This is a genomic window from Streptosporangium becharense (assembly GCF_014204985.1).
GTDB lineage: Bacteria > Actinomycetota > Actinomycetes > Streptosporangiales > Streptosporangiaceae > Streptosporangium > Streptosporangium becharense.
Genome location: NZ_JACHMP010000001.1, coordinates 821292 through 845646 on the forward strand (window position 1 = coordinate 821292; position 24355 = coordinate 845646).

Below are 24355 nucleotides of genomic sequence, written 5' to 3' on the forward strand. Positions count from 1 at the left end.
GGCACGAGCCGCGCGGACGGTGATCGTGAGGCCGTGCGCGGGCGGCGGGTGCGGCGGCCTCGCTCAATGCGTGTACGCGCTCAGTGCGTGTGGTGAGGCGCCCGCAGGCCGGGGTTGGCGCGGATCCGGGCGATGCGCTCGCGGCTCTCCTCGTCGAGCGGCGTGTAGACCACCATCCTCGTCTCGGGCGGCGACGTCAGCGTCATGCTCGTCGAGGTGGTGCGCACCTGGCCGATGGCGAAATGCTGGAAGATCTTCATGCGGCTGCCGGGCCTGGCCACGTCGTGGGCGGCCCACAGGCTCGCGAACTCAGGGCTGGCCGCCGACAGCGCGCGGATGAACTCGGTCCAGGCGGGCTCCCCCAGGTGCCGCCCGAACCCCGCCCGCAGGGTGGCGACCATCTGGCGTATCTCCTCCTCGCGGTTGACCACCGGATTGCAGCACTCCCGGGCGAGGAGGATCTGCCAGAGCGCGTTGCGGGCGTGCGGCGGGCCGCCGGTCATGTCGGGCAACAGCAGCCCGTAGGTCTCGTTCCAGGCCAGCAGGTCGTAGCGGGCGTTGTAGACGGCCGCGGGGAGCGGGTCGAGCTGGTCGAGGACGATCCGGGTCTCCGGCTCCAGCCGCTCGCCGGCCTCCGGCTCGGACACGGCCGGCACGTCGGCGAGCCGGTAGAGGTGCTCGCGCTCGGCCCGGTCGAGCCCGAGCGTGCGGGCGACGGCGTCGAGCACCTGCACGCTGGCGTTGATCGGCCGCCCTTGTTCGAGCCAGGTGTACCAGGTGACACCGACCCCGGCGAGCAGGGCCACCTCCTCGCGGCGGAGACCGGGGGTGCGCCGGCGCAGCCCGGCGGGCAGTCCGACGGCCTCGGGGGTGATGCGGTCACGGCGGCTGCGCAGGAAGGCCGCGAGCTCGGCGCGGCGGGTTCGCCCCTTGGTCACGGTCACTCCCCCATGGTGGCCGACGGGCGGACGGCGTGCCAGGTGCTGCCGGTACCAGGATCGGCAGGCTCTCACTACCGGTGCCGGCCCGGCCGCAGAGTCTTCGCCATGCCCCTGACATCCACTCCCACTCCGGCCGTCCGCACCCCGTGGCTGCTTACGGTCGTCCTCGTCGGCCAGTTCATGGCCGTTCTGGACGTCTCCATCGTCAACGTCGCCGCACCCGTCATCCGTTCCGACCTGGACGCGTCCGGCTCCGACCTGCAGATGGTCGTCTCCGGTTACACCGTGGTCTACGCGATGCTGCTGGTCACCGGCGCCCGTCTGGGCGGGCGTCACGGCGGGCGGACGCTGTTCCTGTACGGGCTGGCGGGTTTCACCGCCGCGTCGCTCGCGTGCGGGCTGGCCGCCTCCGCCGGGCAGCTCATCGCCTTCCGTCTCCTCCAGGGGGCGGGAGCCGCCCTGATGGTGCCGCAGGTGCTGAGCATGATCCAGACGAACTTCGAGGGCGCCGCGCGCTCGCGCGCGCTCGGCCGGTACGCCGCGGTCCTCTCCGTGGCCGCGGTGACCGGCCAGGTGCTGGGCGGCGTGCTGGTCTCGGCCGACCTGTTCGGCGCGGCGTGGCGGCCGGTGTTCCTGGTGAACGTGCCGATCGGGCTCGGGCTGTTCGCGCTGGGTGCGCGGGCGCTGCCCGCGGGCGGCCCGGTCCGTCACCGGCCCGTGGACCTGCCCGGTCTGGTGACGCTCTCCCTGGCGGTCGGCCTCCTGGTGGTGCCGCTGGTGCTGGGGCACGAGCGTGGCTGGCCGCTGTGGGGGTGGGTCGCCATGGCGGCGAGTGCCGGACTCGCCGTGGTCTTCGTGCTGGTCGAGCGCAGGGCCGCCGCGCCGCTGGTGCCGGCGCGCGTGCTCCGGGCTCCGGGCGCCGTCCACGCCGCCGCGGTGGTCTTCGGGGCGATGGCCACCTACGGCGGTTTCCTGTTCGCCCTCGCCCTGCACCTGCAGGGTGTCCTGGGCGAAAGCCCGCCGGCGGCGGGGCTGGCCTTCGTACCCGCGGCCGCGGGTTTCGCCGCCGCGGGCATCGGCTGGCGGCGGGTTCCCGGGCATCCGCACCGCTTCATGATCATCTTTTCTTGTGTCGTGGCCGCGCTCGGCTACCTGATGCTGGGGGCGGCGCTGGGCGGCGGGCACGACCGGCCGCTGCTGGCGGCGGCCCTGGCCGTGATGGGCGCGGGCCTTGGCGGGGCGTTCAGCCCGGCGCTGGCGATGGGACTCGCCCGCACCGCCCCCGAGGACGCGGCGGACGCGAGTGGGTTGTTCGCGATGGTGAACCAGCTCGGCCACGTCGTGGGGGTGGCCGTGTTCGGGTCGCTCTACCTGGGCACCGGTTCGATCACGGGCACCGGGACGGCGCTGGCGGTGACGGTCGCGGCCGCCGGGGTGTGCGCGCTGCCGCTGCTGCGGCACCGGTGAGCCCACCGGTGGGCCCGCCACCGCGCCGTCGTCGGCCGCGGCCTGTCCGAGACGGAGAGGCCCACCCGCCCACCGGACCGGAGGGGCCCACCGGGGCGGAGGGGCCCACCAGGGCGGGGAGGCCCTGGGCGATATGGCCCTCCCGGACCGGCATGGCCCCGCCCGGGACGGCCGATCCCCCGCCCGGGTCAGACGGTGCACCGCCAGACGTCGATCGCCAGCACCTGGCGCATGCCCACCGACAGGTAGAGATCCAGCGCGGGCGTGCTGTTGTTGGCGTCGACATGCAGGTAGGTGCCGACCCTGCCGCGCCGCGCGTCCTCGGCGAAGGCGTGGCGCAGCAGGAAGCGGCCCAGGCCGCGGCCCCGGAACTCGCGGAGCACGGCCAGCCGGCGCACGTAGCCGCAGTTCTCGTCGCCGAGGAAGGCGTTGGTACCCAGCAGCATCGCCACCGGCTCACCGTCGGCGTACGCGACCACCAGTTGTGCCCAGTCATTGCTGGCGGAGGAGTCCAGTTCCCCGTACCACTCGTCGTAGCCCATGGGGGCGAACCCGAAGTGGTCGGCGAAGCCGGCCTGCTGGACGGCGTGGCCGTGGCGGCGGACCTCCTCGGTGAGACCGTCGCGCAGCGTGATGCCGGGCGGCAGGTCGGGGTGGGGCACCGGCCCGCCGTGGTCGGCGCGGAGCCGGATGAAGCTGGTGGCCGGGGTGAAGCCGCGGGCGGCGGCGATGGCGCGCTTGCCGCTGTCCTCGCGGTACAGGCCGATGTCCAGCACGGCCCGCTCGTGGCCCAGCTCGCCGGTGAGCCGCCCGGCCCGCTCGGTCACGGTGTCCCAGAGCCCGCCGGTCAGCCCGGGGGCGTCGGGATGCACGACCACGTCGATGTCCACGTTGTCGCTGGTGCCCTTGCGGCAGGCCCAGGCCCAGGCGACCAGGCGGCCCGAGGAGTCGTGGACGAGCCAGCCGTCGGCCTCCAGGTCGAAGGCCGGATCGTTCAGCTGGTCGGCGACGTCGTCCAAGGTCATGTCGGCCTTGCCGATGACCTGGGTGTCGCAGAGTGAGATCAGCTCGTGGATCTCGCGGGCGTCGTCGGCCGAGGGCCGCCGGGTGGTGTACCCGTCGGCGGAAGCGGTTGTCGTCATGGCCATGATCGTGCCGGAGGCGGCTTGCTCGTCACTGGGTAAGGACTTGGGGACCGTTGACCGGCCGGCTGATCGGCTAGTCGACGGCGACCGGGGGCTCGGCCTTCGCGGCCTGCTCGGGGCCGCCGCGCAGGGGGATCTCCTTGATGAAGACCGCGAACACCGGGACCAGGACCGCGAACAGGATCGCCCACCAGAACACCTCGGAGATGGCGAAGGCCAGCGAGTCGAGGAAACCGGCCCGTACGTTCGCGGGCAACCGCTCCAGAGCGGCGGGGTCGAACTGGCCGCCACTGGAGGCCAGTTTCCCGCCCTCGGCGCCGAGCTTGCTCTCCAGGCTGGAGCTCAGCCGGTTGTTGAAGACCGCGCCGAACAGGGAGACGCCGAACGAGCCGCCGATGGAGCGGAAGAACGTGGAGGCGCTGCTGGAGACGCCGAGGTCCTTCTGCTCGACGCTGTTCTGGGCGATCAGCATGGTGGTCTGCATGAGGAAGCCCATGCCGAGGCCGAGCACCGCGATGAACACGCCGGTCTGCCAGGCGGGCGTGTGGGCGTCCATCATGGAGAGGAGCCACATCGCCACGGTCATGATCACCCCACCGAGCACCGGGTAGACCTTGTACCTGCCGGTGGCGGTGATGGCCCGGCCGACGAAGAGCGAGACGGCCATGGCGGAGCCCATCATCGGCAGCAGCAGGAGGCCGGAGTTGGTGGCCGAGGCGCCCTGGACGGTCTGCTGGAACAGCGGCAGGAAGTTGATCGCGCCGAACATGGCGAAGCCGAGCAGGAAGCCGACGAGCGAGACCAGGGTGAAGTTGCGGTTGCGGAACAGGCCGAGCGGCATGATCGGTTCGGCCGCGCGGCGCTCCACCGGGACGAACAGGGCGAGCGACACCACGGCGACCGCCGTCAGCGCGAGGATCTGCGGCGAGCCCCACGCGTAGTCGTTGCCGCCCCAGGTGGTGATGAGGACCAGCGCGGTGATCCCGATGGAGAGCAGGGCCGCGCCCGTCCAGTCGATGCGATGTTCGGTGCGGAGTCTGGGCAGTTTGAGCTTGGCCGCCAGCAACGCCAGCGCGACGAAGCCGACCGGCAGGTTCACGTAGAAGGCCCAGCGCCAGTCGAGGTGGTCGGTGATGAAGCCGCCGACGAGCGGGCCGGCGATCATGGCCAGCGACATCACCGCGGCCATGATGCCCTGGTACTGGCCGCGCTCGCGGGGCGGGACGAGGTCGCCGATGATGGCCATCGCGTTGACCATCAGACCGCCGGCGCCCAGGCCCTGCAGTGCGCGGAAGGCGATGAGCTGGGTCATCCCGCCGGAGGGCCCGCCCAGCAGGTCGGAGCCGGCCATGCCGCAGAGCACCGAGCCGATCATGAACAGGACGATGGAGGCGAGGAAGATGTTCTTCCTGCCGTACAGGTCGCCGATCTTGCCCCAGATGGGGGTCGAGACGGTGGTGCCGAGGACGTAGGCGGTCACCACCCATGACAGGTGCGCCAGGCCGCCCAGCTCGTTGACGATGCGGGGCATGGCGGTGCCGACGATCATGTTGTCCAGCATGGCCAGGACCATGGCGAGCATGAGCCCTGGCAGCACCACCATGACCTCACGCTGCCGCCCGGACGCAGTCGCGGTCTCGTTCACTTCCGTCCCCCAAAGCCTTACTTACTTGCCGACCGGCTAGCTCACGATGCGAGTCGCTAGAATGACCGCTTACTTGCCGGCCGTCAAGCCGATTTCGCCGTGAAGGGAACCATGAGGGATCACGCCGACACCCGCACCCGTATCCAGGACGTCGCCCTGAGGCGGTTCGCGGAGCAGGGCTACGAGGCCACCTCCCTCCGCGAGATAGCCGAGGAGCTCGGCGTGACCAAGGCGGCCCTCTACTACCACTTCAAGACCAAGGAGGACATCGTCACCAGCCTCGTCGAGGACCGGGTGCGCGCGGTGGAGGAGCTGATCACCTGGGCCGAGACCCGGCCGCGCACCGAGGAGACCCGTCGCGAGCTGATCCGCCGCTACTCCGAGGGCCTGCGCCGGGGCCGGCACAGCGAGATCATGCGGCTCCTGGAACGCAACCAGCCGGCGTTGAAACACCACCCCGCCATGGAGAAGACCCGTGCCCGGATGTTCGACCTGATCGCCTTCCTCGTCGAGCCCGGTGACCCCGCGGCCACCCGGCTGCGGAACACGATGGCCCTGTTCGCGCTGCACGCGGCGTGGTTCGGGCTGCCGGACGAGACGATCTCCGACGACGAGCGCCAGGCCGCCGCCCTGGAGGTCGCGTTCGACCTGCTGCGGCGGTGAGCGTCCTCATCGACCCGCCGAACTGGCCGGGTCCGCGCGGTCTGCTCTGGTCGCACCTGGTCAGCGACGTCTCGGTCGAGGAGCTGCACGCCTTCGCCGCGGCGCTGGGGGTGCCGCGCCGGGCGTTCGACCGCGACCACTACGACGTCCCCGAGACCGTCTACGAACGGGCCGTCGCGCTCGGCGCGCAGGCCGTGTCGTCGCGCGAACTGGTCGGCCGCCTCATCGCGGCGGGGCTGCGCCGGCGCAAGACGCGCCCGGTACGTCTCGGCCACACAGACCACGCAGATCGCATGGACCGCGACGTGCCGGGCATGACGGGCCACTGAAGGACCTGAAAGGTCGTACCAGCACGTCATCGGGAGGGAACATGCTCAACGGCAGGACGATCGCGTTTCTCGTCGCTCCGGAGGGGATCGAGCAGGTCGAGCTCACCGAGCCGTGGAACGCCGTCAAGCAGGCGGGCGGCACACCGAAGCTGGTATCCGTCGAGCCCGGTGAGGTGCAGGCGTTCAACCACCTCGACAAGGCCGACCGGTTCCCGGTGGACGTCACCGTCCAGGACGCGTCGGTGGCCGACTTCGACGGCCTGGTGCTGCCCGGCGGCGTCGCCAACCCCGACTTCCTGCGCACCGTTCCGGCCGCCGTGCGGTTCGTCGGCGACTTCTTCGACACCGGCAAGCCCGTGGCGGCCATCTGCCACGCCCCCTGGACCCTGATCGAGGCGGACGTGGTGCGCGGCCGGACGCTCACCTCGTGGCCGAGCCTGCAGACGGATCTGCGCAACGCCGGAGCGACCTGGGAGGACCGGGAGGTCGTGGTCTGCGCCGGCGGCCCGAACACCCTGGTCACCAGCCGCAAGCCCGACGATCTCAAGGCCTTCTGCCAGGCGCCGTCGACGCCTTCGGCGGGTAGCCCGCCGATCCCGCCCGGCCCGTCCCCGATTAGGACAGGCCGGGCGGGGCAAGGGTTCAGAGGTCGGTTGTAGGGGTCGGACGTGAAGGAGAAGGACTGTGGAGGCTACGATCGCGCTACGTCTTCCTCGTGACGCCGCGAGTGTTCCCGTCATCAGGCAGCTTCTGGACTCCTCACTCCGCACCCTGGGGGTGGAGCCCAGGATCCGTGAGGACATCCAGCTCATGCTCTCGGAGGCGTGCTCCAACGTCATCAAGCACGCGACTCCGAGTGACGACTACATGGTGAGCACCGAGCTCGCCCGCGACAAGTGTGTGATCAAGGTCGTGGACGCCGGAGACGGCTTCGACTTCACCGGGACCGCCTCGGCCGCCCCCACCGCGGAGCACGGCCGCGGGTTGCAGATCATGCGGGCGCTGGCGGACGACATCCGTTTCACCAGCAGGCCCGAGCACGGCTCCGTGGTCTGCCTGGAGAAGTTCCTGCGTTTCGTCGACGACGCCCCGGGGCTTTCACTGCTGCTCAACGAGGAGCTTCAGCTCCAGCAGGGCGTCCCGGAGATGGTCGGTGATCGTCCATACGTCGGGGACCATCTCCCGGCAGGCGATCACGCCGACGTCAAGTGATCCGTCGTAGGAGAAGACCGTGATGTTGAGGCCGCCGCTCGCGTCGGTGACGACCGAGACCGGGTGGTAGGACAGCAGCCGGACACCGCTGACGTACAACGGGACCTGCGGGCCGGGGACGTTGGAGATCAGCACGTTGATCGGCCCCGCGCTCCCGGCGAAGAGGGCGAACGCGGCGCGCGCCGCCAGGCCGGTCAGCGCGGAGGGCATCATGTCGCTCATCTCCTGTAGCCAGCGTGCCGGGGCGAGCGACGAGCGTTCCTTGATCACGCGCATCGCGTCGCGCACGGCCATCAGCCGCTCCACCGGGTCGGCGACCTGGGTGGCCAGCGTAGTGATCATCAGAGTGACCTGGTTGCCGGTGCGGTGGTCGGCGGGGGAACGCAGTGAGAACGGCACTCCCGCGACGAGAGGCTGGTCGGGCAGCGCACCGTGCTTGAGCAGCCACCGGCGCAGCGCGCCGGCGCACAGGGCCATCACCACGTCGTTCACCGTGACGCCGAAGGCGTTTTTGACCTGTTTGACGTCGTCGAGGGGAAGGCTGGAGAAGGCGAACCGCCGGTGGGCGGAGACCGGGCCGCTGAAAGGCGTCCGGGGGACGGGCATGCGGGGCATCGAGGGCAGGTCGGCGGTGCCGTACAGGCGGCCGGTCAGGTCGCGGGTGAGCCGCGAGACCAGCCCCGCCCCGGGCAGCTGGGAGACCACCGGGATCTCGTCCAGGCGCGGCACCGCCTCGGCCAGGAACCGCACCAGGTGGACCGGGTTGACGACGGCCTTGGCCACTCCTCTGGCGATCATCTCCTCCGTGCCGATCCGCTCCTCCGGCTCGCGCGGGGGTGCCATGGTGACCTCCGCGGGCTCCGGTGAGACGTCCAGCAGGGAGGCGAGCACGTCGGCGCCGGTGACACCGTCGACCGCCGCGTGGTGGACCTTCGTGTACAGGGCCGTCCGGTCACCGGCGAGGCCGTGGATCAGGTACATCTCCCACAGGGGCCGCCGCCGGTCGAGGGGGCGGGCGTGCAGCCTGGCCACCTGTTCGCCGAGTTGCTCGTCGCCGCCCGGCGCGGGCAGTGCGATCTCGCGCACGTGGTAGTCGAGGTCGATCCTGGTGTCCTCGGTCCAGTACGGGTGGTCCAGGCCGAGCGGGACGAAGGCGAGCCGCAGCCGCAGCGGCGGGGCCAGATGGAGGCGGCGGGCGAGCAGGGAGAGCAGCCGGGTGCGCGACAGCTCGCCGGACAGGATCGCCAGCCCCCCGATGTTCGCCACGTTCGTCGAGGTCTCGAAGTTGAGGAACTGCGTGTCCACCGCGCTCAGTTGCCGCACCGTCTACCTCCGGTAGGTCCTGCTTCCATGCTGCTCCCGGCCGGTCGTCAGGGCCAACGCCCCCAGGACGGCGAGCACGACCACTGAGATCAGGAACAACGCCGGCGGGATGAGCAGGAGCACGATCGTGAAGGCGACGATCTCGCTGATCAACTGCAACACCGCAGTGCTGTGCCCTGATTCGTCCGCCGCTACACCGTATTCCAGCGAACGAGTTTCAGCGCGAGATGGAGTTCCAGTCTGTGGGCGCCGTCCTTGAGCCGGCGGCCGGTCAGCTCCTCGATTCTGGTCAGACGATAATAGAGGCTCGTGCGGTGCAGGTGGAGCCGGCGGGCGGTCTCCTGGGCGTCTCCCCCGGTGTCGAGGTAGGTCTCCAGGGTCAGGGTGAGCGCCGGGTGCTCCTTCAGCGGGGCCAGCGGGGTGTCGGCCTGGGCGACCGGGAGGGCGGACGATCCGGCGAGCAGCCGGTAGACACCGAGCCCGGCCCAGTGGGCGACCGGTCCGAGCGCGGGCTCGGCCGCCGCGGCGCGGGCCGCGGTGACCGCCTGGGCGTACGCCTCGGCGGCCGAGTCGAGCCCCGCGTGGACGTCGCTGACCCCGGCGTTCCCGCCGGTCCTGGCGCTCAGCCGTTCCCCCAGCGACTGGGGATCCTCACCGCGGTTCAGCAGCAGGACGGCGTGCCGGTCGAGGACCGTGAAGGCCGGGGGCCGGCCGGTCCGGGAGACCTCGACGGCGACCGCGTCGCGCAGGACGGCCGGGTCTCCCCGCAGCGCCAGCAGGCGCAGCGGTCCCTCACCGAGCACCCCGGCCGCCCGCCGTACGGTGAGCTCGCCGGTGAGCAGCTGGCGCAGGGTGTGGGAGCTGCCGCCGTCGTCGAGCAGGGCGGCGATGGCGGCGGCGTCGCGCACGGCCCTGGCCTCCTCGGCCGGTGTCAGCGGTCCCTCGCCCTCGATGATCCACAGGTAGCCGACGCGGCGGTCCTGGTGGAGCAGGGGAACACAGAGCCGGGCCGCCATGCCCAGACCGGGGTTCTCCGCGACCCGGACCGGCTCCCGGGTCGCGGCCACCCCGTGCGCCTCCTGCCAGGCTCCCACCTCCGCCGGGACCGAACGCGACAGGATGGCGTGGGCCCGGACCTGGTCGACCTCACCGTGGTGCGCGCTGTGCGCGACGACCCGTCCTTCCAGGTCGTCCACGGACATGCCCCGGCCGAGGGCCGCGGCGAGCGACTCCAGAAGGTCCTGAACGTCATCCGCGATCACCCCTCGATCCTACAGATGTAGGAACGATCTCCACCGGCGGCACGATGACTCGTCCCGGCGCGGGCCGTAGCGTCGCACTCATTAGCCCGTGCATCGGCCCGTGCAAATGTGATTGCATCTGTTCTTGCATCGGCCCGTGCGCCACACCGCGCCGTCATCGTGGGGAGGGAACCGCCGTGGAGCAACGCAGCCGCGTCGCCCCCTGGGCGTCGCCCCGGGCGCGGGCGCGCCTGACCGAGCTGGAGTCGGAGGTGGCGGGGCTGGGGCTGGAGGGCGTCGTCCGCCTTGTCGACGCCGTGCTCGCCGAGCACCGGGGCCGCCTCGACGAGGACGGCGTGGTCCTGTACGCGGGCACCAACACCATGAGCGAGCGGGCACGGGCGGCCTACGAGATCTCCCTGGGCGGTCGCCCGTCGACGGGCTGGCCGGGCGAGAAGCCGCAGACCGGCCTGGACGAGGTGGACGTCCTGGAGGTGCTCGCCCCGCTCCAGGTCGCGGCCGTGATGGGCGGCGCGTTCGCCGAGGTGCGGCTGCAGAGCGCGACGCTGGCCACCCTCGCCTGCTACGGCGCGTTCACCCGCCCGGGTGACACGGTCGCGCTCCTGCCGGAGAGCGCCGGCGGGCACGCCGGCCACCACGCCCGGGGCACCGCCGCCATCAGGGGCCTGCGGGTGGCCGACCTGCCCTACGACGCCGGCCGGTTCGACGTCGATCACGCGGCCCTGCCGGCGTTCCTGCGTGAGCACCGGCCCGCCCTGGTGATGATCGGGGCCGGTCTGATGCTCTTCCCGTACGACGTCGCGCGGATCCGCGCGGCCTGCGACGCGGCGGGGTCGCTGCTGCTCTACGACGCCTCGCAGGTGGCGGGCCTGGTCGCGGGCGGGCGGTTCCAGCAGCCACTGGAGGAAGGCGCTCACCTGCTGACCATGTCGACCTACGCGTCCTTCGGCGGCCCGCCGGGCGGAGCCGTGATCACCCGTGAAGAGGATCTCGCCCACCGGGTGTCGTCGGTCGCCCATCCCGGCCTGACCGCCAACTACGACGCGTCCCGCCTGGCGCCGCTGGCCGTCACGGCCGCCGAGCACGCCGCGGGAGGCCCGGACCACGCCGACCGCTGCATCGCCAACGCCGCCGCGCTGGCCGGAGCGCTGCACCGCGAGGGCTTCGCCGTGGCGGCCCCCGGCCGGGGCTGGACCGCCTCGCACCAGGTGGCGGTGGACGTCGCGGCGTTCGGCGGAGGGGACGAGGCGGCCCGCTCGCTGGCGGAGGGCGGCATCTATCTCGGTGGCGCCACCCTGCCCGGCCAGCCCCCGGGCGAGCCCGCGCGGGGGCTGCGGCTGGGCACCCAGGAGGTGACCCGTCGCGGCTTCGGCCCGGAGGCCATGGGAGAGGTCGCGGCGCTGATGCGCCGCCTGCTCGTCGACGGCCACCCGCCGGTCAAGATCCTTCAGGAGGCGATGGCCCTGCGCCGCGCCGTCTCATGAGCCCGGACCGGCCCGCTCGACCCCCGGGGGCACGCCCCCTGGCGGGCCGGTCCGTCAATACCGCCGCCCCCGCACTCCCCCGGCGGATCTGCCCGCGAACCCCCCACGCGGGCAGGTCATCCCCCGCCCCCCTGCGGACCGGCCGCCCGTCCCTCCGGGGCGGCCGGTCCGCCGCCCGTTCCCCGAGGCCCCGATTCCTGCCCGCCGGGCCCGCACCGGACGTGCCGGGCCGTGCGCGGGTCAGACCGCGTAGCCGTACTGGTCGGGCCAGCGGGCGGCGGCGGGGGCCAGCTCGCGGGCGGCGAGGTTCGGCCAGTGCGGGTTGCGCAGCAACTCTCGGCCGAGGAGGACCGCGTCGGCCCGGCCGGAGGAGATGATCTCCTCAGCCTGGCGGGGATCGGTGATCTCGCCCACCGCGCCGACGGGGAGGTCCGTCTCCGCCCGCACCCGGGCCGCGAACGGCACCTGGTAGCCGGGGCCGGTGGGGATGCGGGCCCCGGCGACGTTGCCGCCGGTGGAGACGTCGAGCAGGTCGACGCCGTGGGCGAGCAGGTCCTTGGCGAAGCGGACGGTGTCGTCGGCGGTCCAGCTCTCGCGGTCGTCCAGGGGGTCCTCGTCCAGCCATTCGGTCGCCGAGATGCGGAAGAACACCGGCAGCTCGTCCGGCCAGACCTCGCGCACCGCGTCGACCACCCGGAGCGCGAACCGGGTGCGGCCCTCGTAGGAGCCGCCGTAGGCGTCGGCGCGGCGGTTGCTGAAGGGGGACAGGAACTCGCCGATCAGGTAGCCGTGCGCGCCGTGCACCTCGGCCACCTGGAAGCCGGCCGCCAGCGCCCGCCGCGCCGCCGCGGCGAAGTCGCCGACGATCCGGTCGATCTCCGCGACGTCCAGCTCCGTGGGGACGGGGTGGCCCTGCTTGAAGGGGATCGGGCTCGGCGCGACCGGCTGCCAGCCGTGCTCTCCGGAGCCGGTGGGCCCGCCGCCCTGCCAGGGACGGCGGGTGGACGCCTTGCGTCCGGCGTGCGCGAGCTGGATGCCGGGCACCGCGCCGTACTCGCGCAGCAGGCGGGTGACGCGGGTGAACGCCTCCTGCTGGCGGTCGTTCCAGATCCCGAGGTCCGCGGGGCTGATCCGGCCCTCGGGCGTCACCGCGGTGGCCTCCGTCAGGATGAGACCGGCGCCGCCGACCGCGCGGGCGGCCAGGTGGGTGAGGTGCCAGTCGGTCGGCACCCCCTCCTCCGGCCCCTGGACGGCCGCGGAGTACTGGCACATGGGGGCCATCCAGACCCGGTTGGGGACGGTGAGATCGCGCAGCGTCAGGGGTTCGAACAGGGCGCTCACGGTGGTGCTCCTTCTGGGGGCTCTTCGCAGCTGTCGCGGACGGCCCGGGCGGCACCCCGGACGCCGGTTAATACGATAAGCTACGTACTACGACAAATGTCAAACTACGACCTTCGTCGTACAATCGAGCGGTCCGCAGGAGAGGAGGGATCGTGCCGAACGCATCCGTCAGGGCTCTGGAGCACCCCACGTGCGAGGAGATCCGGCTGGAGGACGTGCTGCACGCGCTGTCCGACTCGATGCGCCTGAAGATCGTGCGCTACCTGTCGCGGCTGCCGGAGGGCGAGGAGGCCGTCTGCTCGGCGATCGAGCTGGCGATCACCAAGTCGACCACCACCCATCACTTCCGGGTGCTGCGCGAGGCCGGGGTGATCAACCAGGTCTACCGGGGCACGGCCAAGATGAACGCGCTGCGCCGCCACGACCTCGACGCCCTCTTTCCCGGGCTGCTCGACGCCGTCCTCGGCGCCGACGCCGCCCAGCGGGAACGCACCGGCTGACCGTGCCCGTCTCCGCGGGCCACGAAGCCCGGCGAGCCGGCGGAAGGCCGCGGGGCTTCGTGGCCCCGGACGAAATGTCGGTGGCGCGGAGTACGGTCCCGGCATGTGCCGCAGCATCAAGACCCTTCGTGAGCCCTACGCCGACGAGGTGACCGGCGACGACGTCCGGGCCGCCGCGCTCCAGTACGTCCGCAAGGTGTCGGGGTTCCGTTCCCCGTCGGCCCGCAACGCCGAGGCGTTCGAGCGGGCCGTGGACGCGGTGGCCGCCGCCACCCAGACCCTGCTGGACGAACTCCGGATCAAACAGACCTCCCGGAGCTGACCACGAGCGCCGGCGGCTGCGGATGGTGGCGCACTCCGGTGTGCGATGGGGGCGGAGACCACGCCGCAGCCGGCTGCCCCCGGCGGCGCGTTCCGGGCGGCGATCACCGGGCGGATCGTCCCACCGGGCGGGCGGCGGTGCCGCCCGCCCGCGGTCCCGAGGGTCAGCGGCGGGCGGCCGAGGAGCGCATGAGCCTGCTCACCGCGAAGACCACCCCGCCCACCAGAGCGACGATCAACGCCCACTTGAGCAGCGTGAAGGCGAAGCCCAGAATCGGGCCGAGCAAGAAGAAGGCGAGCACCACGGCCGCCACGATCAGAAGGATTCGTCCCATGTGCTCCACGCTAGGGCCTGCCCGAGGCCGGCGGCAGGGCCGCGAGCCGATGTCAGGGTCAAGCCAGGGTTTCCCCTCAGGGCGGCCCTGACCTCCCCGTTCCGCCTTCCCCGAGCCGGTTCCCCGTCCGGCTCGGGGAAGGCGGAACGGAGGCCGGCTCAGCCGAGGACGGCGCGACCGCCCACCAGCGGCAGCGTGACGGAGCTCGCCCCCGGCTCGACCGAGACACCGGTCCCGGCGGGCAGGCGGAGGGTGAAGTCGCGGTCGGTGGAGATGAGCACGACGCCGATCCGGTGACCGGCCTTGACGACGTAGTCGCCCGGCTGGAGGTCGAAGCGGAAGTCGTGGAAGCGTCCCTCCCGCAGCAGGTCGGTACGGGAGGCGGAGTGCCGGTTGCGGACGTCGAGCCAGCCCCTGGTGATGATCTTGTAGGGGGCGGTCGTCGTGACGTGCTCGGCCAGGCGTGCGCAGCCGGTGTCGCCCGGCACGCCCTCGCCGTAGCAGACCGGGGTGGCGCCGTAGGCGACGCGGCCGTAGGCGCGGGTGTCGGTGCCGTAGTCGACGAGCAGCGCCGTGAGGTACGGCGAGCGCCCGCCCCGGAACGCCGCCCGGATCGCGACACGCGGGGTGCCGGACAACCGTGCCCCGGCGGGCAGCGGGGCGGACAGGTAGGCCAGGCGGTTCGGGTCGGTCGCGGCAGTGTTCTCGGCGTTCTCGGCGTTCTCGGCGTTCTCGGCGTTCTCGGCGAGCTGCTCGGCGGTGCGGACGTTCTGGTCGGTGAAGGACTCGACGGTGCGTTCCCGGGAGCGGCCGGGGCCCAGGGTCCCGTTGCCGCCGCCGGTGCCGGCGGCCAGGTGGAGGCGGACGTCGCGGGTGCCCGGCAGCGGCCAGGCGGCGTGCCGGGCCCACTGGCCGGGCCCGTACTCCACATCGGCCTGGGGCTCGTCCATGATGCCGTTGCGCAGACCGTACAGGTGGAAGTCGAACCACCGGTGGAGCTGGCGCAGCCACTCGGCGTTGCGTCCGGCGAAGGAGAACGGGTTGACGTGGGCACCCTGGTGGAGCCAGATCTTCCGGGGCACGCCCCGCGCGCCGAGGGCGTTCCACCACTGGACGGCCTGCTTGGTCTTGACGTTCCAGTCGTTGAGGCCGTGCACCAGGAAGACGGCCGCGCGAACCTTGCGGACGTCGTTGAGATAGTTGCGCCGGTCCCAGAAGCCGGAGTAGTCGCCGGTGACGCGGTCCTGCTCCTCCTTCATCCGGTCGATGAGCGCCCCGCAGGCCCGTGCGCCGTCCTGCCGGGTCAGCACGTAGCGGGCGAGCACGTCGGCGTCCTCCCCCTGGTAGCCGCCGGGGGCCACCACGGCGCCGTTGGCGCGGTAGTAGTCGTACCAGGAGGAGATGGCCGCGATCGGCACGATCGTCTTGAGCCCCCTGACGCCGGTCGCCGCGACGGCGTTGGGGAGCGTGCCGTTGTAGGAGACGCCGATCATGCCGACGTTCCCGGTGGACCAGCCGGCTCCGATCTCGTGGCCCGCGGCGTCGAAGCCCCTGGCCCGGCCGTTGAGCCAGTCGATCACGGCCTTGGGCCCGGCGGTCTCGTTGGCCAGGCCGGTGGTCGGGCAGCCGGTCGCGCGGCCCGAGCCGAGGTTCTCCACCAGCGCGACCGCGTAGCCGCGCGGCACGAAGTAGTTGTCGTAGTAGCCGGGGAAGGGCGGCGCGACCGCGCGGGCCGCGCTGAGGTCGTCGGTGCCGAACATCTCCCCGCGCAGGTCACGGAACTTGTCGCGCCGGTACTCCATGCCCGCCGGGTCGGAGCCGTCGAGGTCGACGACGTGGTTGGGCACCTCGTTGCCGCCCGCGTAGTAGGGGCTGGCCTCCAGGATGACCGGGACCTTCAGCCCTTCGGCGGTCGCCCGGGGCCGCATGATGTCGACGGCGACCCGGTCGGGGTGTCCGTCGGCGTCGCTGTCGACCCCGGCGACCTCGACGAACACGGTCTCGGTCAGCGCCTCGGCGCGTGAGTGGACCGGTTCGGTCTCCTGCTCACCGCCCGGTGCGGTCACCGGCGACGCGGCGGGCACCGGCACGGGCGGACCGGCGGCCTGCCCGGAGGGCATCGGCGCGGGCACCGGACCGGGCGGCCCGGCGGGCACCGGCGCGGGCGACGTTGTGAGCGACTTGACGGGCACCGAAGCGGGCACCGCGGCGGCCTGCCCGGAGGGCATCGGGCCGGACGCCGCGGCGGCGGGCGGCGCGGCGACCGTGCCGGAGGGCACGGCCACCGCGAACGCCACGAGGACTGCCTTCCACCTTCTCATCACGGAGATCTCCAGAGGGTCGGTCGAATCTGACGGCTCCGGTCAATCTCCTGCGAGCGATCTTGACCTGCAGGATCGAAGGTATAACGAAAGGACGGCTATTTCGCGTTACGCGCCAGCTCCAGCGCGTATTCGGGGAACCAGTCGCCCGCCTTGGGCTCGCCGCGGTGGCACTCGCCGTCCGACTCCCCCGGCCGTTTGACCCACAGGAAGGCGTCCACCCGGTCGAGGCCGGTCTCGGTGGTCGGCGTCGTGCCGAGCGCGCGGCCCTTCGGGTTGCACCAGGCGTCGTCGCCCTGGGCACCGCGCGCCGGGCCGTTGCCGTTGCGGGAGGTGTCGATGACATAGCGCACCCCGCCGAGCCCCTTGGAGAGCCGCTCGGCGACGGCGACGCTCTCCTCGACGGTGAAGAAGTTGCTGACGTTGAAGGCGAAGCCGTCGGCCTGCGGCACCCCGGCCCGGCGCATGGGCTCGATCCAGTCGTCCGGGTTCTTGATCCAGCCGGCGTTGCCCGCGTCGACGTAGACCCGGGCGTTGGGCTGCTTCTTGAGGGTCTCCACCGCGTTGCGGAGCAAGTCGAGACGCTCGCCCGCCTGCCCGCCGTGGGTGCAGTTGTCGAGGATGTGGGCCAGCGCGTCGGGCTCGACCACGACCCAGGCGTGCCGGTCGCCGATGCCCTCGGCGAAACGGGCGATCCAGGACCGGTACTCGGCGGCGCTCGCGGCGCCGCCCGCGGAGAACTGCCCGCAGTCGCGGTTGGGGATGTGGTACGCCACCAGCACCGGCACCCGGCCCGCCTGCCGGGCCTTCGAGGTGATGTCGGCGACCCTGCCGTGCGGGTCCGGGTCACCGATCCAGATCGCGTTCGGCCGGTCGGCGATCTTGCGGATCAGCCCGGCCTCCTCGGTGCGGCCCGCCGCCTCCAGCCTGCGGACCTCCTGGGCGGCGGCCCCGTCGGGGTCGACGTAGAAGTCACGGGCCTTGGACGGCGGGGAGAGCGTGGAGTCCGTCGGGCCGTCGGAGACCTTGGGAGCGGCGGAGGGGGCGGGATCACCGGTGCAGCCGCTCCCCGCCAGGGCGAGGGCCAGCACGGCGACGGTGAGGCCGTACCTGTTCATCGAACTCCTTGGATGTGCACCCAGCGGGCCGGGGACGGGGTCCCCCTCTTCGTGACTCCGAACAACATGTACCAACCTGGAGGCACCAGCGCGGGATTCTCGGGGATCGTCACGATGATCCCACTGTTCACCCGGGTGAAGTCCAACCTGATCGAGCGCTGCTCCACGTCGGTGACGTGGGTGACCGCGCTGGGCCGCATCAGGCGCACCTGGTCGATGCGCTCGGCGTCGGGTGTCTTGAACCCCGCCCTGCGTCCCAGGACCACGCTCTGGCGGCCGTCGGTGAAGACCGGCGCCTTCTCACCGTTGTGCAGGTACGTCGGGGTGTAGAGCTCGATCCGCTGGTCGAACGTGCCGGGGATCGAGCCCGCCTCGTCGCCGAAGAGCGGGTCGGAGCCCATGCTGAGCACCCGGCCGTCGGGCAGCAGCAGCCCCTCGGCGTGGTAGTTGCGGCCGACCGCGGGCGCCGCGGCCTCGCGGAAGGCGTTGACCGCCGGGTCGTAGACCTCCGCGCGCAGCACGTCGCTGGCCCCCCGCCCCCGGTAGTCCCCGGAGCCGTTGAAGGAGAACACGGTGTCGTCCGGGAGCAGCACCGCGGACGGGTAGCGCACCGGGTGGGACAGGTCGGGTCCGCGCACGTAGCGGGGATCCGGCCGGCCGAGGTCGACGATGGCGGTCCTGGCGGTGGAGTTGGGCAGGCCCGGCTGGCGCTCCCCGACCGGGCCGCCGCCCATCACCATGACCCGCTGGTCCTGGGCGGGCGGCAGCAGCACCGAGGCGCCGGTCTCGTTGAGCTCGGGCTCCGGGAGCCCGGGGACCGGGGTGAACGCCTCCATCTCGTCGGGCGCCACGCCGCCGATGCCCCCCGGGGTCTTCACCGGGTGATCGCTGTCGTGGCGGTAGTCCCAGATGCCGGGAGGCCGCAGCTCCAGCTGGCCGGGACCGTACCCGGCGCTCATCCCGGAGAAGAACAGGGTGTCGTCCTGGAGCAGGAACAACGCGGGATAGGTGGGGAAGAACCGCTTCGGGCCGGGCCGCCAGGTCTTGGTCCTGGGGTTGTAGATCTCGTTGTCCCTGGTGACCTGCCCCACGGTGTCCAGGCCGGAGACCGTCATCACCCTGCCGTCGGGCAGGGCGGTCAGGGTGGGGTACCAGCGGCCCTCGGCCATGTCCTGGACCTTGATGTAGCGCTCGGCCACGGGGTCGAACTCGTAGGCGTCCTTGATGCCCTGGAAGTCCTGCTTCTCCATCGTCATGCCGCCGCCGATGGCGTACAGGTTGCGCTTCTCCCGCCCCCTGAGCCCCTGGATGGCGTACTTGACGGAACCGGGCCGCGCGTCGAGGACGCCCGCGGCGCCATCGGCCACCGACTCGACGAAGACCTTGGTCTCGCTGGGCGTGACGCGGACCCGGCCCGGGATTCCGGTCTCGACCTTCCTGGCCGGCGGCACGGTGATGTGGGCGAGGGTCCGGTAGACCTGCCCGCCGGGCGCGGTCAGCAACGTGCCGGGGTGCAGGTGTCTGGGCCTGGCGTCGGGATCCTCGTTCTTCACCGTCACCGCGCCCGCGGCGCGTTTGACCTTGGCCTTGAGCACCTCGAACCGCTGGGTGCCGCCCGCGATGAGGAGGTTGCCGTCGGGCAGCATCACGTGGCCGGCGCAGAAGAAGTCGACGGGGGTGTCGATCATCTTGAACTCGCCGGGCCCGCCCTGCTTCGCCGGGTCCCAGAGCAGGGTCTTGAAGGTTCCCTTGGCGAAGTTGGCGGCGTTGTTGCCGGAGCCGGCGACGATGAGCACCTTGCCGGTGCGCAGCAGGGCGGCGTGGATGGCGTTGACCTTGAACTCCTCGGGCACGTCGAGGAAGGTCCAGTGGCCGTGGGTCGCCTTGTAGTCGTCCCGGTTGATCTGGTACTCGTGCCACTTCCTGGAGGCGAACCCGGTGACCGCGGGCAGGTTGACCGCGAGGACCACCGCCACCACGGCCGCCCCGGCCAGGTTCTTGCGCAGCCTGCTCACAGCTCACCCCGCACGGCCACGGCGGCCCGCGACGCCTTGGCGGCCCGCAGGTTCCAGGCCCAGGTCACCAGCGGGCCAAGGCAGATCGTCAGGGCGAGGATCGCCCAGAGGGTCATGACCGCGTGCACGTGGCCGGTCCAGAACACGGTCGCCAGCAGCCCGCCGCCGAAGATCACCGCCCACCACAGGTGGATGCGGAAGGTGGCGATCTGGTCGGGGCTGGCGGAGTCCCCCTTCGGGGTGACCACGAACTTGCTGGGCCTGCGCAGCGCCGCCCCGATCAGCGAGGTCACGTAGATGGGCGCCGACAGCGCCGACATGACCATCCCGGCCACCCCGGAGGAGCCCTCGGGCTCGTGCGGGCTGACGTTGTGCCGCCGGTTCCAGGTGTAGAGCATGACCTGCAGCAGCGCGGCGTCGCCGTACAGCATGAGCCACATGTCCATCGGGACGGTCACACCGGAGCCTCCGACGGCCATGAACAGCGTCGCGCTCACCCCGGCCAGCAGCCAGTTGAGCGCGGACATCGGGTAGAAGGTGACCATGAGGCTGTAGTTGAAGAACCGGCCGGGCGACAGCCTGGGGGCGGCCTTCCAGAACTGGGTGAGCAGCGTCTCGTAGGTGCCGCGGCTCCAGCGCAGCTGCTGGGAGAAGAAGTCCGTCCACGACGACGGCCCCTCCCCCACCGCCAGCACGTCGGGGGTGTAGACCGACATCCAGCGCTGCCCGGTCTCCGGGTCGCGTGCGCGGTGGAACTCGATGCCGGTGGCCATGTCCTCGGTGATCGAGTCGTACAGGCCGCCGATCTGCTTGAGAGCACGGATGCGCACCGCGTTGTTGGTGCCGACGAACATCGGCGCGCCGTAGCGGTTGCCGGCCCGCTGGATGAGGGAGTGGAACAGGAACTGCTGGCTCTCGGCCGCCTTGGTGACCCCGCTGTCGTAGTTCCCGTAGACCTGGGGGCCGACGACGAAGGCCACCCGCGGGTCGCGGAAGTAGCCGAGCATGCGCTCGCAGAACTCCGGGAGCGGGACGTGGTCGGTGTCGACGGAGACGAAGAAGTCGTAGTCGTCGCCGTGCGCGGCCAGCCAGCTGTTGTAGTTGCCGTGCTTGGTCTTGGCCCGGAACGCCCCCTTGGGCTGGTTCCACTCGGGTACGCCCTTGCGGCTGAAGTGGTGGGCACCCAGCCAGTCGCACAGCTCATGGATGTCGGGGTCGTCGCCCTCGTCGAGCAGCCAGACGTCGAGCACGCCGTCATGGCGGATCTTCAGGGCCGCGGACAGGGTCTCCCGGACCATCTCCAGGGGTTCCTTGCCGGGTACGCAGGTGGTGATGAAGGCCACCCGGGTGCCGGGCTCCGGCGCGACCGGGACGGGGTCGCGGGCGGCGAGCATGGCGTGCACGTTGGAGACCACGCTGACCAGGCGGAAGACCTCGATGCAGGCGATCGTCACGAGCATGATCCGGTCGGCGACCGGCAGGTACCACGGCACCCCGCCGTAGGGGTCGGGACGCACGGTCCAGTGCTCGGGCAGCAGCAGCCACACCATCAGGGTGAACTCCACCACGAGCGCCGCCACCATCAGCAGCACCGCCCTGACCCGGTGCGGTTCGCTCGCCAGCAGGGAGCGGTACCGGACGCGGTACGGCACTCCCGGCTCCGGCTCGGTGACGGGCCCGGCGAGCTTGCTGAACCTCTCGTAGTCGTAGGGAACGGGTTTCGCGACGCCGGTCGGGACGCTCATCGGCCCGGCGACCTCAGGACACGCGAAAACAAGCCCGGTAGCACTGTTCCCCCAGCGAGATAGCGGCGGGCGTGACGCGCATCGGCACAGTCAAGAGAGGCCCGCATGGCGGTAAATCGTGACACATCATATTGGGCGGAATAAGACTGATCTCACCCTTCACGAAGGTGCACCCGTTCACCTTCGACCACGCAGGTCACGGCCCCACCACCGCCGACGGCACTTTCCCGTCACTTTTCGCCTGATTCGCAATGGAACGCTCCAGCATGAGCGTCCCGAATAGGACAATCCACTCCTAACCGCCCACCAGGGGCGGCGACCGGCCGGTGATGGCCGGGAAAACCCGTACGAGCACAAGATCCGGATCTGGCAGGCTGGGCGGATGGAAGTCAGGTACGTCCCGGATCATTCTGTGCTGTCGGTGGTGACCGGCTCGCGCGCCTACGGATTGGAGACCGCGGAGTCCGACGTCGACCGGCGCGGCGTCTTCGTGGCGCCGACCCGGCTGTTCTGGCGGCTGGCGAAGCCCCCCACGCACGTCGAGGGGCCGCTGCCCGAGCAGTTCTCGTGGGAGGTCGAACGGTTCTGCGGGCTGGCGCTGGAGGCGAACCCGACGGTCCTGGAGTGCCTGTGGTCACCCGTCGAGCACGCGTCCCCGGCGGGCGAGGAGCTGATCTCCATCCGCCGGGCGTTCCTGTCCGCGCGTGCCCACCAGACCTTCACCCGGTACGCCGACGCCCAGTTCCGCCGCCTGAACCCGGAGCGGCCCCGCTGGAAGCAGGCCATGCACATGATCCGGCTGCTGCTGAGCGGGCTGCACCTGGTCGCGCACGGCGAGCCCCTGGTCCGGATGGACGAGCACCGCGACCGCCTGCTGGCGGTGCGGCGCGGCGAGGTGCCGTGGGCCGAGGTCGACGCCTGGCGGACGGAACTGACGGCGAGGTTCGACGGGGAGAGCGTGCTGCCCGCCGAGCCCGACCGGCGGCGTGTGGAGGATTACCTGGTGAGGACGAGGGAGGCGGCACTGTGACCGTGGACGGCCGTACGACGACCATGGACGCGAGAGACGCGAGGAACACGAACGCGCGAGGGGTGGCGTCGTGACCGTCGTCCTGCCCGCCTGGCTGCCGGAGATCCCCGCCGAACAGGCCCACCCGGCGGCCTTCGCCACCGTCAGCGGCGCGCACCTCTATGGCTTCCCCTCCATCGACTCCGACGTCGACCTACGCGGTGTCCACATGCTGCCGTTGACGGAGGTGATCGGCCTGCGCACCGGCGAGGAGACCCTCACCCGCTCCTGGGAGCGGGACGGCGTCGAGGTCGACCTGGTCACACACGACCTGGCGAAGTTCTGCCGGCTGCTGCTGCGCCGCAACGGCTACGTGCTGGAGCAGCTGCTCTCCCCGCTGGTGGTCACCACCTCGCCGGTCCACCGCGAGATGGTCGCCCTCGCCCCCGGCTTCGTCACCCGCCACCACGCCCACCACTACCTGGGCTTCGCCCGCACCCAGTGGCGGCTGTTCGAACGTTCCGGCGAACTCAAGCCGCTGCTGTACACCTTCCGCGTGCTGCTGACCGGTCTCCACCTGATGCGCAGCGGGGAGGTGGAGGCCGACCTGACCCGGCTGACCGGCGGCCCGGCCTACCTCGGCGACCTGGTCGAGGCCAAACGCTCGGCCGAGCACGGCCCGCTCCCGCCCGGCGGCCCGGACCGGGAGACCGTGGCCGGCGACGTGGCCCGGCTGACGGCGGAACTGGAGGAGGCCCGGGACACCTCCCACCTGCCCGACACGGCGTCGGCGGGCGAGGCCCTGCACGACCTGGTCGTCCGCACCCGCCTGGCCGCGCTCCCCCGTACGGCCGGTGACCCCCGCGCCTGACCGCGGAACCCCGTACGGCCGGTGACCCCCGCGCGGGGCCGGGGAACCCGCCCCGCTCCGGGCTCCCCGGTTCGGGCTCCCCGCTCCGGGCTCCGGGACGGCGGTCACCGGGCTCCCGGACCTGAGCGGCTAACGCGTCCGGCGGGGGAACCCGCCGTCGTGAAGCATCTCCCACCAGCTCTCCAGCATCGGCACGTCACCGGTGTCGACGCGCTCACCGGGCCGGGGGACGGCGAGGCGGACGTCCCGGGCCTTGGCCTCCCGCCACAGGCGGTCGACCGGCTCGGCCCACGGGTGGGCGGCGAGGGTGAAGGTCGCCCAGTGCACCGGAAGCATGAGCCGCCCGCCCAGGTCGAGGTGGGCGGTGACCGCCTCCTCGGGGGTCATGTGGATGTCGGGCCAGGCGGGGCTGTAGGCGCCGATCGGCAGGAGCGTCAGGTCGAAGGGGCCGTAGGCGGCGCCGATCCCGGCGTAGCCGTCGAAGTATCCGGAGTCTCCGGCGTAGAAGACCCGTTTGGCGCGACCGGCGATCACCCACGAGCCCCACAGGGTGACGTTCCGGTTGAGGGTGCGTCCGGAGAAGTGCCGGGCGGCGGTGGCGGCGAACCGCAGACCGGCGACCGTCGTCTCCTCCTCCCAGTCGAGCTCGACGATCCGAGAGGCGGGCACGCCCCACCGCTCCAGGTGGGCACCGATCCCCAGCGGCACCAGGAACGGCGCGGTCTGCAGCGCGGTGAGAGCGCGGACCGTGGCGCGGTCGAGGTGGTCGTAGTGGTCGTGCGAGATCACGACGGCGTCGAGCGGCGGCAGCCCCGCCAGCGGCCCCGGCAGCGGGTGCAGGCGGCGCGGGCCGACCAGCTGGGAGGGCGAGGCCCGCCTGCTCCACACCGGGTCGAGGAGCACGCGGCGGCCCTCGATCTCCAGCAGCGCGGTGGCGTGGCCGTACCAGATGACGCTCAGCCCGTCGGGGGACGGCCCGCCGGAGGGTGAGGCGACCACCGGGATCCTCGCCGCCGGGCGGCGCTGCCCGCGGTTGAGGAACATGTTCCAGACCAGTTCGCGCGCGCTCTGCGGCGACGGCGCCTCGGCGCCCGGCGTGGCGTTGCGGAAGACGCCGTCGCGGAACTGCGGCGAGCGGCGCATCCGTTCCAGCCGCTCCCCCGCCGCCCGGCCGCCGAGCTCGGCCGGGACGTCCTTCAACGCCCATCCGGCCGCGGCCAGCGCCAGCCCGCCCGCGACGGCACGCCCGATCGATCTGCTTGTCGCCATCCGCTCCACGCTCCTGAGGTAGCCCGCCGACAGAACGGT

The 24355-nt window shown here is 72.1% G+C and carries 23 protein-coding genes; 10 read left to right on the top strand and 13 right to left on the bottom strand.

Features of this window, described 5'->3' with window-relative positions:
* Positions 1-80 precede the first annotated feature (80 nt).
* A complete protein-coding gene (locus F4562_RS03575; protein WP_184545209.1) occupies positions 81-938 on the bottom strand; it encodes a helix-turn-helix transcriptional regulator in 858 nt (285 codons plus the stop codon).
* Positions 939-1046: 108 nt separating this feature from the next.
* Here F4562_RS03575 and F4562_RS03580 point away from each other — a divergent pair, with 108 nt between their 5' ends.
* Positions 1047-2408, top strand: coding sequence for an MFS transporter (locus F4562_RS03580; protein ID WP_246473343.1), 1362 nt, complete (start codon positions 1047-1049; stop codon positions 2406-2408).
* Between the two features lie 188 nt (positions 2409-2596).
* Here the strand turns inward: F4562_RS03580 and F4562_RS03585 are convergent, their stop codons facing one another.
* Both F4562_RS03585 and F4562_RS03590 read right to left on the bottom strand, forming a co-directional pair.
* The gene (locus tag F4562_RS03585) at positions 2597-3550 is read right to left on the bottom strand and encodes a GNAT family N-acetyltransferase (RefSeq protein WP_184545211.1); all 954 of its coding nucleotides are present in this window, start codon (positions 3548-3550) and stop codon (positions 2597-2599) included.
* Positions 3551-3626: 76 nt separating this feature from the next.
* Positions 3627-5198 carry an MDR family MFS transporter gene (locus tag F4562_RS03590; protein WP_312872065.1) on the bottom strand — a complete coding sequence of 524 codons (1572 nt, stop codon included), beginning with the start codon at positions 5196-5198 and terminating at the stop codon, positions 3627-3629.
* Between the two features lie 111 nt (positions 5199-5309).
* Here F4562_RS03590 and F4562_RS03595 point away from each other — a divergent pair, with 111 nt between their 5' ends.
* The 4 genes from F4562_RS03595 to F4562_RS03610 are packed head-to-tail and all read left to right on the top strand — an operon-like array spanning position 5310 to position 7402.
* Positions 5310-5861 carry a TetR/AcrR family transcriptional regulator gene (locus F4562_RS03595; protein ID WP_184545215.1) on the top strand — a complete coding sequence of 184 codons (552 nt, stop codon included), beginning with the start codon at positions 5310-5312 and terminating at the stop codon, positions 5859-5861.
* Entirely contained in the window at positions 5858-6190 is a 333-nt protein-coding gene (locus F4562_RS03600; protein WP_184545217.1) for a DUF4031 domain-containing protein, read from the top strand. Before F4562_RS03595 ends, F4562_RS03600 begins: the two co-directional genes overlap by 4 nt.
* Positions 6191-6231: 41 nt before the next feature.
* Positions 6232-6849: a type 1 glutamine amidotransferase domain-containing protein gene (locus F4562_RS03605; protein ID WP_184545219.1), complete on the top strand. Its 618-nt coding sequence runs from the start codon at positions 6232-6234 to the stop codon at positions 6847-6849.
* Positions 6850-6874: 25 nt separating this feature from the next.
* Positions 6875-7402, top strand: coding sequence for an ATP-binding protein (locus tag F4562_RS03610; protein WP_184545220.1), 528 nt, complete (start codon positions 6875-6877; stop codon positions 7400-7402).
* Here F4562_RS03610 and F4562_RS03615 read toward each other — a convergent pair.
* The 3 genes from F4562_RS03615 to F4562_RS03625 are packed head-to-tail and all read right to left on the bottom strand — an operon-like array spanning position 7289 to position 9987.
* Positions 7289-8725, bottom strand: a complete 1437-nt coding sequence (locus F4562_RS03615; protein ID WP_184545221.1) for a WS/DGAT/MGAT family O-acyltransferase — start codon at positions 8723-8725, stop codon at positions 7289-7291. The two genes, F4562_RS03610 and F4562_RS03615, sit on opposite strands and share 114 nt — an antisense overlap.
* A 3-nt stretch (positions 8726-8728) precedes the next feature.
* Complete coding sequence (locus F4562_RS03620) at positions 8729-8887, bottom strand: hypothetical protein (protein WP_184545222.1); 159 nt, start codon at positions 8885-8887, stop codon at positions 8729-8731.
* 29 nt (positions 8888-8916) lie between these two features.
* Entirely contained in the window at positions 8917-9987 is a 1071-nt protein-coding gene (locus F4562_RS03625; protein ID WP_184545223.1) for a PucR family transcriptional regulator, read from the bottom strand.
* Between the two features lie 176 nt (positions 9988-10163).
* Between F4562_RS03625 and F4562_RS03630 the strand changes: the two genes are divergently transcribed.
* Positions 10164-11471, top strand: a complete 1308-nt coding sequence (locus tag F4562_RS03630; RefSeq protein ID WP_311734173.1) for a glycine hydroxymethyltransferase — start codon at positions 10164-10166, stop codon at positions 11469-11471.
* Positions 11472-11711: 240 nt separating this feature from the next.
* On the opposite strand, the gene F4562_RS03635 is transcribed toward F4562_RS03630, so the two are convergent.
* The gene (locus tag F4562_RS03635; protein WP_184545225.1) at positions 11712-12812 is read right to left on the bottom strand and encodes an NADH:flavin oxidoreductase/NADH oxidase; all 1101 of its coding nucleotides are present in this window, start codon (positions 12810-12812) and stop codon (positions 11712-11714) included.
* A 152-nt stretch (positions 12813-12964) separates the two neighbouring features.
* On the opposite strand from F4562_RS03635, the gene F4562_RS03640 reads away from it, so the two are divergent.
* Entirely contained in the window at positions 12965-13312 is a 348-nt protein-coding gene (locus F4562_RS03640; RefSeq protein ID WP_184545226.1) for an ArsR/SmtB family transcription factor, read from the top strand.
* A gap of 103 nt (positions 13313-13415) precedes the next feature.
* Positions 13416-13634 (top strand): DUF2277 domain-containing protein, encoded by a 219-nt coding sequence (locus tag F4562_RS03645; protein WP_184545227.1) that lies wholly within the window; start codon positions 13416-13418, stop codon positions 13632-13634.
* Between the two features lie 163 nt (positions 13635-13797).
* Here the strand turns inward: F4562_RS03645 and F4562_RS03650 are convergent, their stop codons facing one another.
* The 5 genes from F4562_RS03650 to F4562_RS03670 all read right to left on the bottom strand — a co-directional run bounded on the left by F4562_RS03650 (position 13798) and on the right by F4562_RS03670 (position 21167).
* Complete coding sequence (locus F4562_RS03650; RefSeq protein ID WP_184545228.1) at positions 13798-13968, bottom strand: hypothetical protein; 171 nt, start codon at positions 13966-13968, stop codon at positions 13798-13800.
* A gap of 158 nt (positions 13969-14126) precedes the next feature.
* A complete protein-coding gene (locus F4562_RS03655; RefSeq protein WP_246473344.1) occupies positions 14127-16289 on the bottom strand; it encodes a Xaa-Pro dipeptidyl-peptidase in 2163 nt (720 codons plus the stop codon).
* A 98-nt stretch (positions 16290-16387) separates the two neighbouring features.
* Complete coding sequence (locus F4562_RS03660; protein ID WP_184545230.1) at positions 16388-17407, bottom strand: glycoside hydrolase family 6 protein; 1020 nt, start codon at positions 17405-17407, stop codon at positions 16388-16390.
* The gene (glxA, locus tag F4562_RS03665) at positions 17404-19422 is read right to left on the bottom strand and encodes a radical copper oxidase GlxA (protein ID WP_184545232.1); all 2019 of its coding nucleotides are present in this window, start codon (positions 19420-19422) and stop codon (positions 17404-17406) included. The genes F4562_RS03660 and glxA overlap by 4 nt, the downstream gene beginning before the upstream one ends.
* On the bottom strand, positions 19419-21167 hold the full coding sequence (locus F4562_RS03670) for a glycosyltransferase family 2 protein (RefSeq protein ID WP_184545234.1): 1749 nt from the start codon (positions 21165-21167) through the stop codon (positions 19419-19421). Before F4562_RS03670 ends, glxA begins: the two co-directional genes overlap by 4 nt.
* A 382-nt stretch (positions 21168-21549) precedes the next feature.
* Here F4562_RS03670 and F4562_RS03675 point away from each other — a divergent pair, with 382 nt between their 5' ends.
* Together F4562_RS03675 and F4562_RS03680 are read left to right on the top strand one after the other, a co-directional pair.
* Entirely contained in the window at positions 21550-22197 is a 648-nt protein-coding gene (locus F4562_RS03675) for a nucleotidyltransferase domain-containing protein (RefSeq protein WP_184545235.1), read from the top strand.
* Positions 22198-22267: 70 nt separating this feature from the next.
* Positions 22268-23047 (top strand): nucleotidyltransferase domain-containing protein, encoded by a 780-nt coding sequence (locus F4562_RS03680; RefSeq protein WP_184545237.1) that lies wholly within the window; start codon positions 22268-22270, stop codon positions 23045-23047.
* Positions 23048-23176: 129 nt separating this feature from the next.
* Here the strand turns inward: F4562_RS03680 and F4562_RS03685 are convergent, their stop codons facing one another.
* Entirely contained in the window at positions 23177-24316 is a 1140-nt protein-coding gene (locus F4562_RS03685) for an MBL fold metallo-hydrolase (RefSeq protein ID WP_184545239.1), read from the bottom strand.
* Positions 24317-24355 lie beyond the last annotated feature (39 nt).

What these genes read in the sequence shown, in the direction of transcription:
- F4562_RS03580 (WP_246473343.1), top strand. Translation starts at nt 1,047, where the DNA reads ATGCCCCTGACATCCACTCCCACTCCGGCCGTCCGCACCCCGTGGCTG.
- F4562_RS03585 (WP_184545211.1), bottom strand. Translation starts at nt 3,550, where the DNA reads ATGACGACAACCGCTTCCGCCGACGGGTACACCACCCGGCGGCCCTCG.
- F4562_RS03595 (WP_184545215.1), top strand. Translation starts at nt 5,310, where the DNA reads ATGAGGGATCACGCCGACACCCGCACCCGTATCCAGGACGTCGCCCTG.
- F4562_RS03605 (WP_184545219.1), top strand. Translation starts at nt 6,232, where the DNA reads ATGCTCAACGGCAGGACGATCGCGTTTCTCGTCGCTCCGGAGGGGATC.
- F4562_RS03645 (WP_184545227.1), top strand. Translation starts at nt 13,416, where the DNA reads ATGTGCCGCAGCATCAAGACCCTTCGTGAGCCCTACGCCGACGAGGTG.
- F4562_RS03650 (WP_184545228.1), bottom strand. Translation starts at nt 13,968, where the DNA reads ATGGGACGAATCCTTCTGATCGTGGCGGCCGTGGTGCTCGCCTTCTTC.
- F4562_RS03655 (WP_246473344.1), bottom strand. Translation starts at nt 16,289, where the DNA reads ATGAGAAGGTGGAAGGCAGTCCTCGTGGCGTTCGCGGTGGCCGTGCCC.
- F4562_RS03660 (WP_184545230.1), bottom strand. Translation starts at nt 17,407, where the DNA reads ATGAACAGGTACGGCCTCACCGTCGCCGTGCTGGCCCTCGCCCTGGCG.
- F4562_RS03670 (WP_184545234.1), bottom strand. Translation starts at nt 21,167, where the DNA reads ATGAGCGTCCCGACCGGCGTCGCGAAACCCGTTCCCTACGACTACGAG.
- F4562_RS03675 (WP_184545235.1), top strand. Translation starts at nt 21,550, where the DNA reads ATGGAAGTCAGGTACGTCCCGGATCATTCTGTGCTGTCGGTGGTGACC.
- F4562_RS03685 (WP_184545239.1), bottom strand. Translation starts at nt 24,316, where the DNA reads ATGGCGACAAGCAGATCGATCGGGCGTGCCGTCGCGGGCGGGCTGGCG.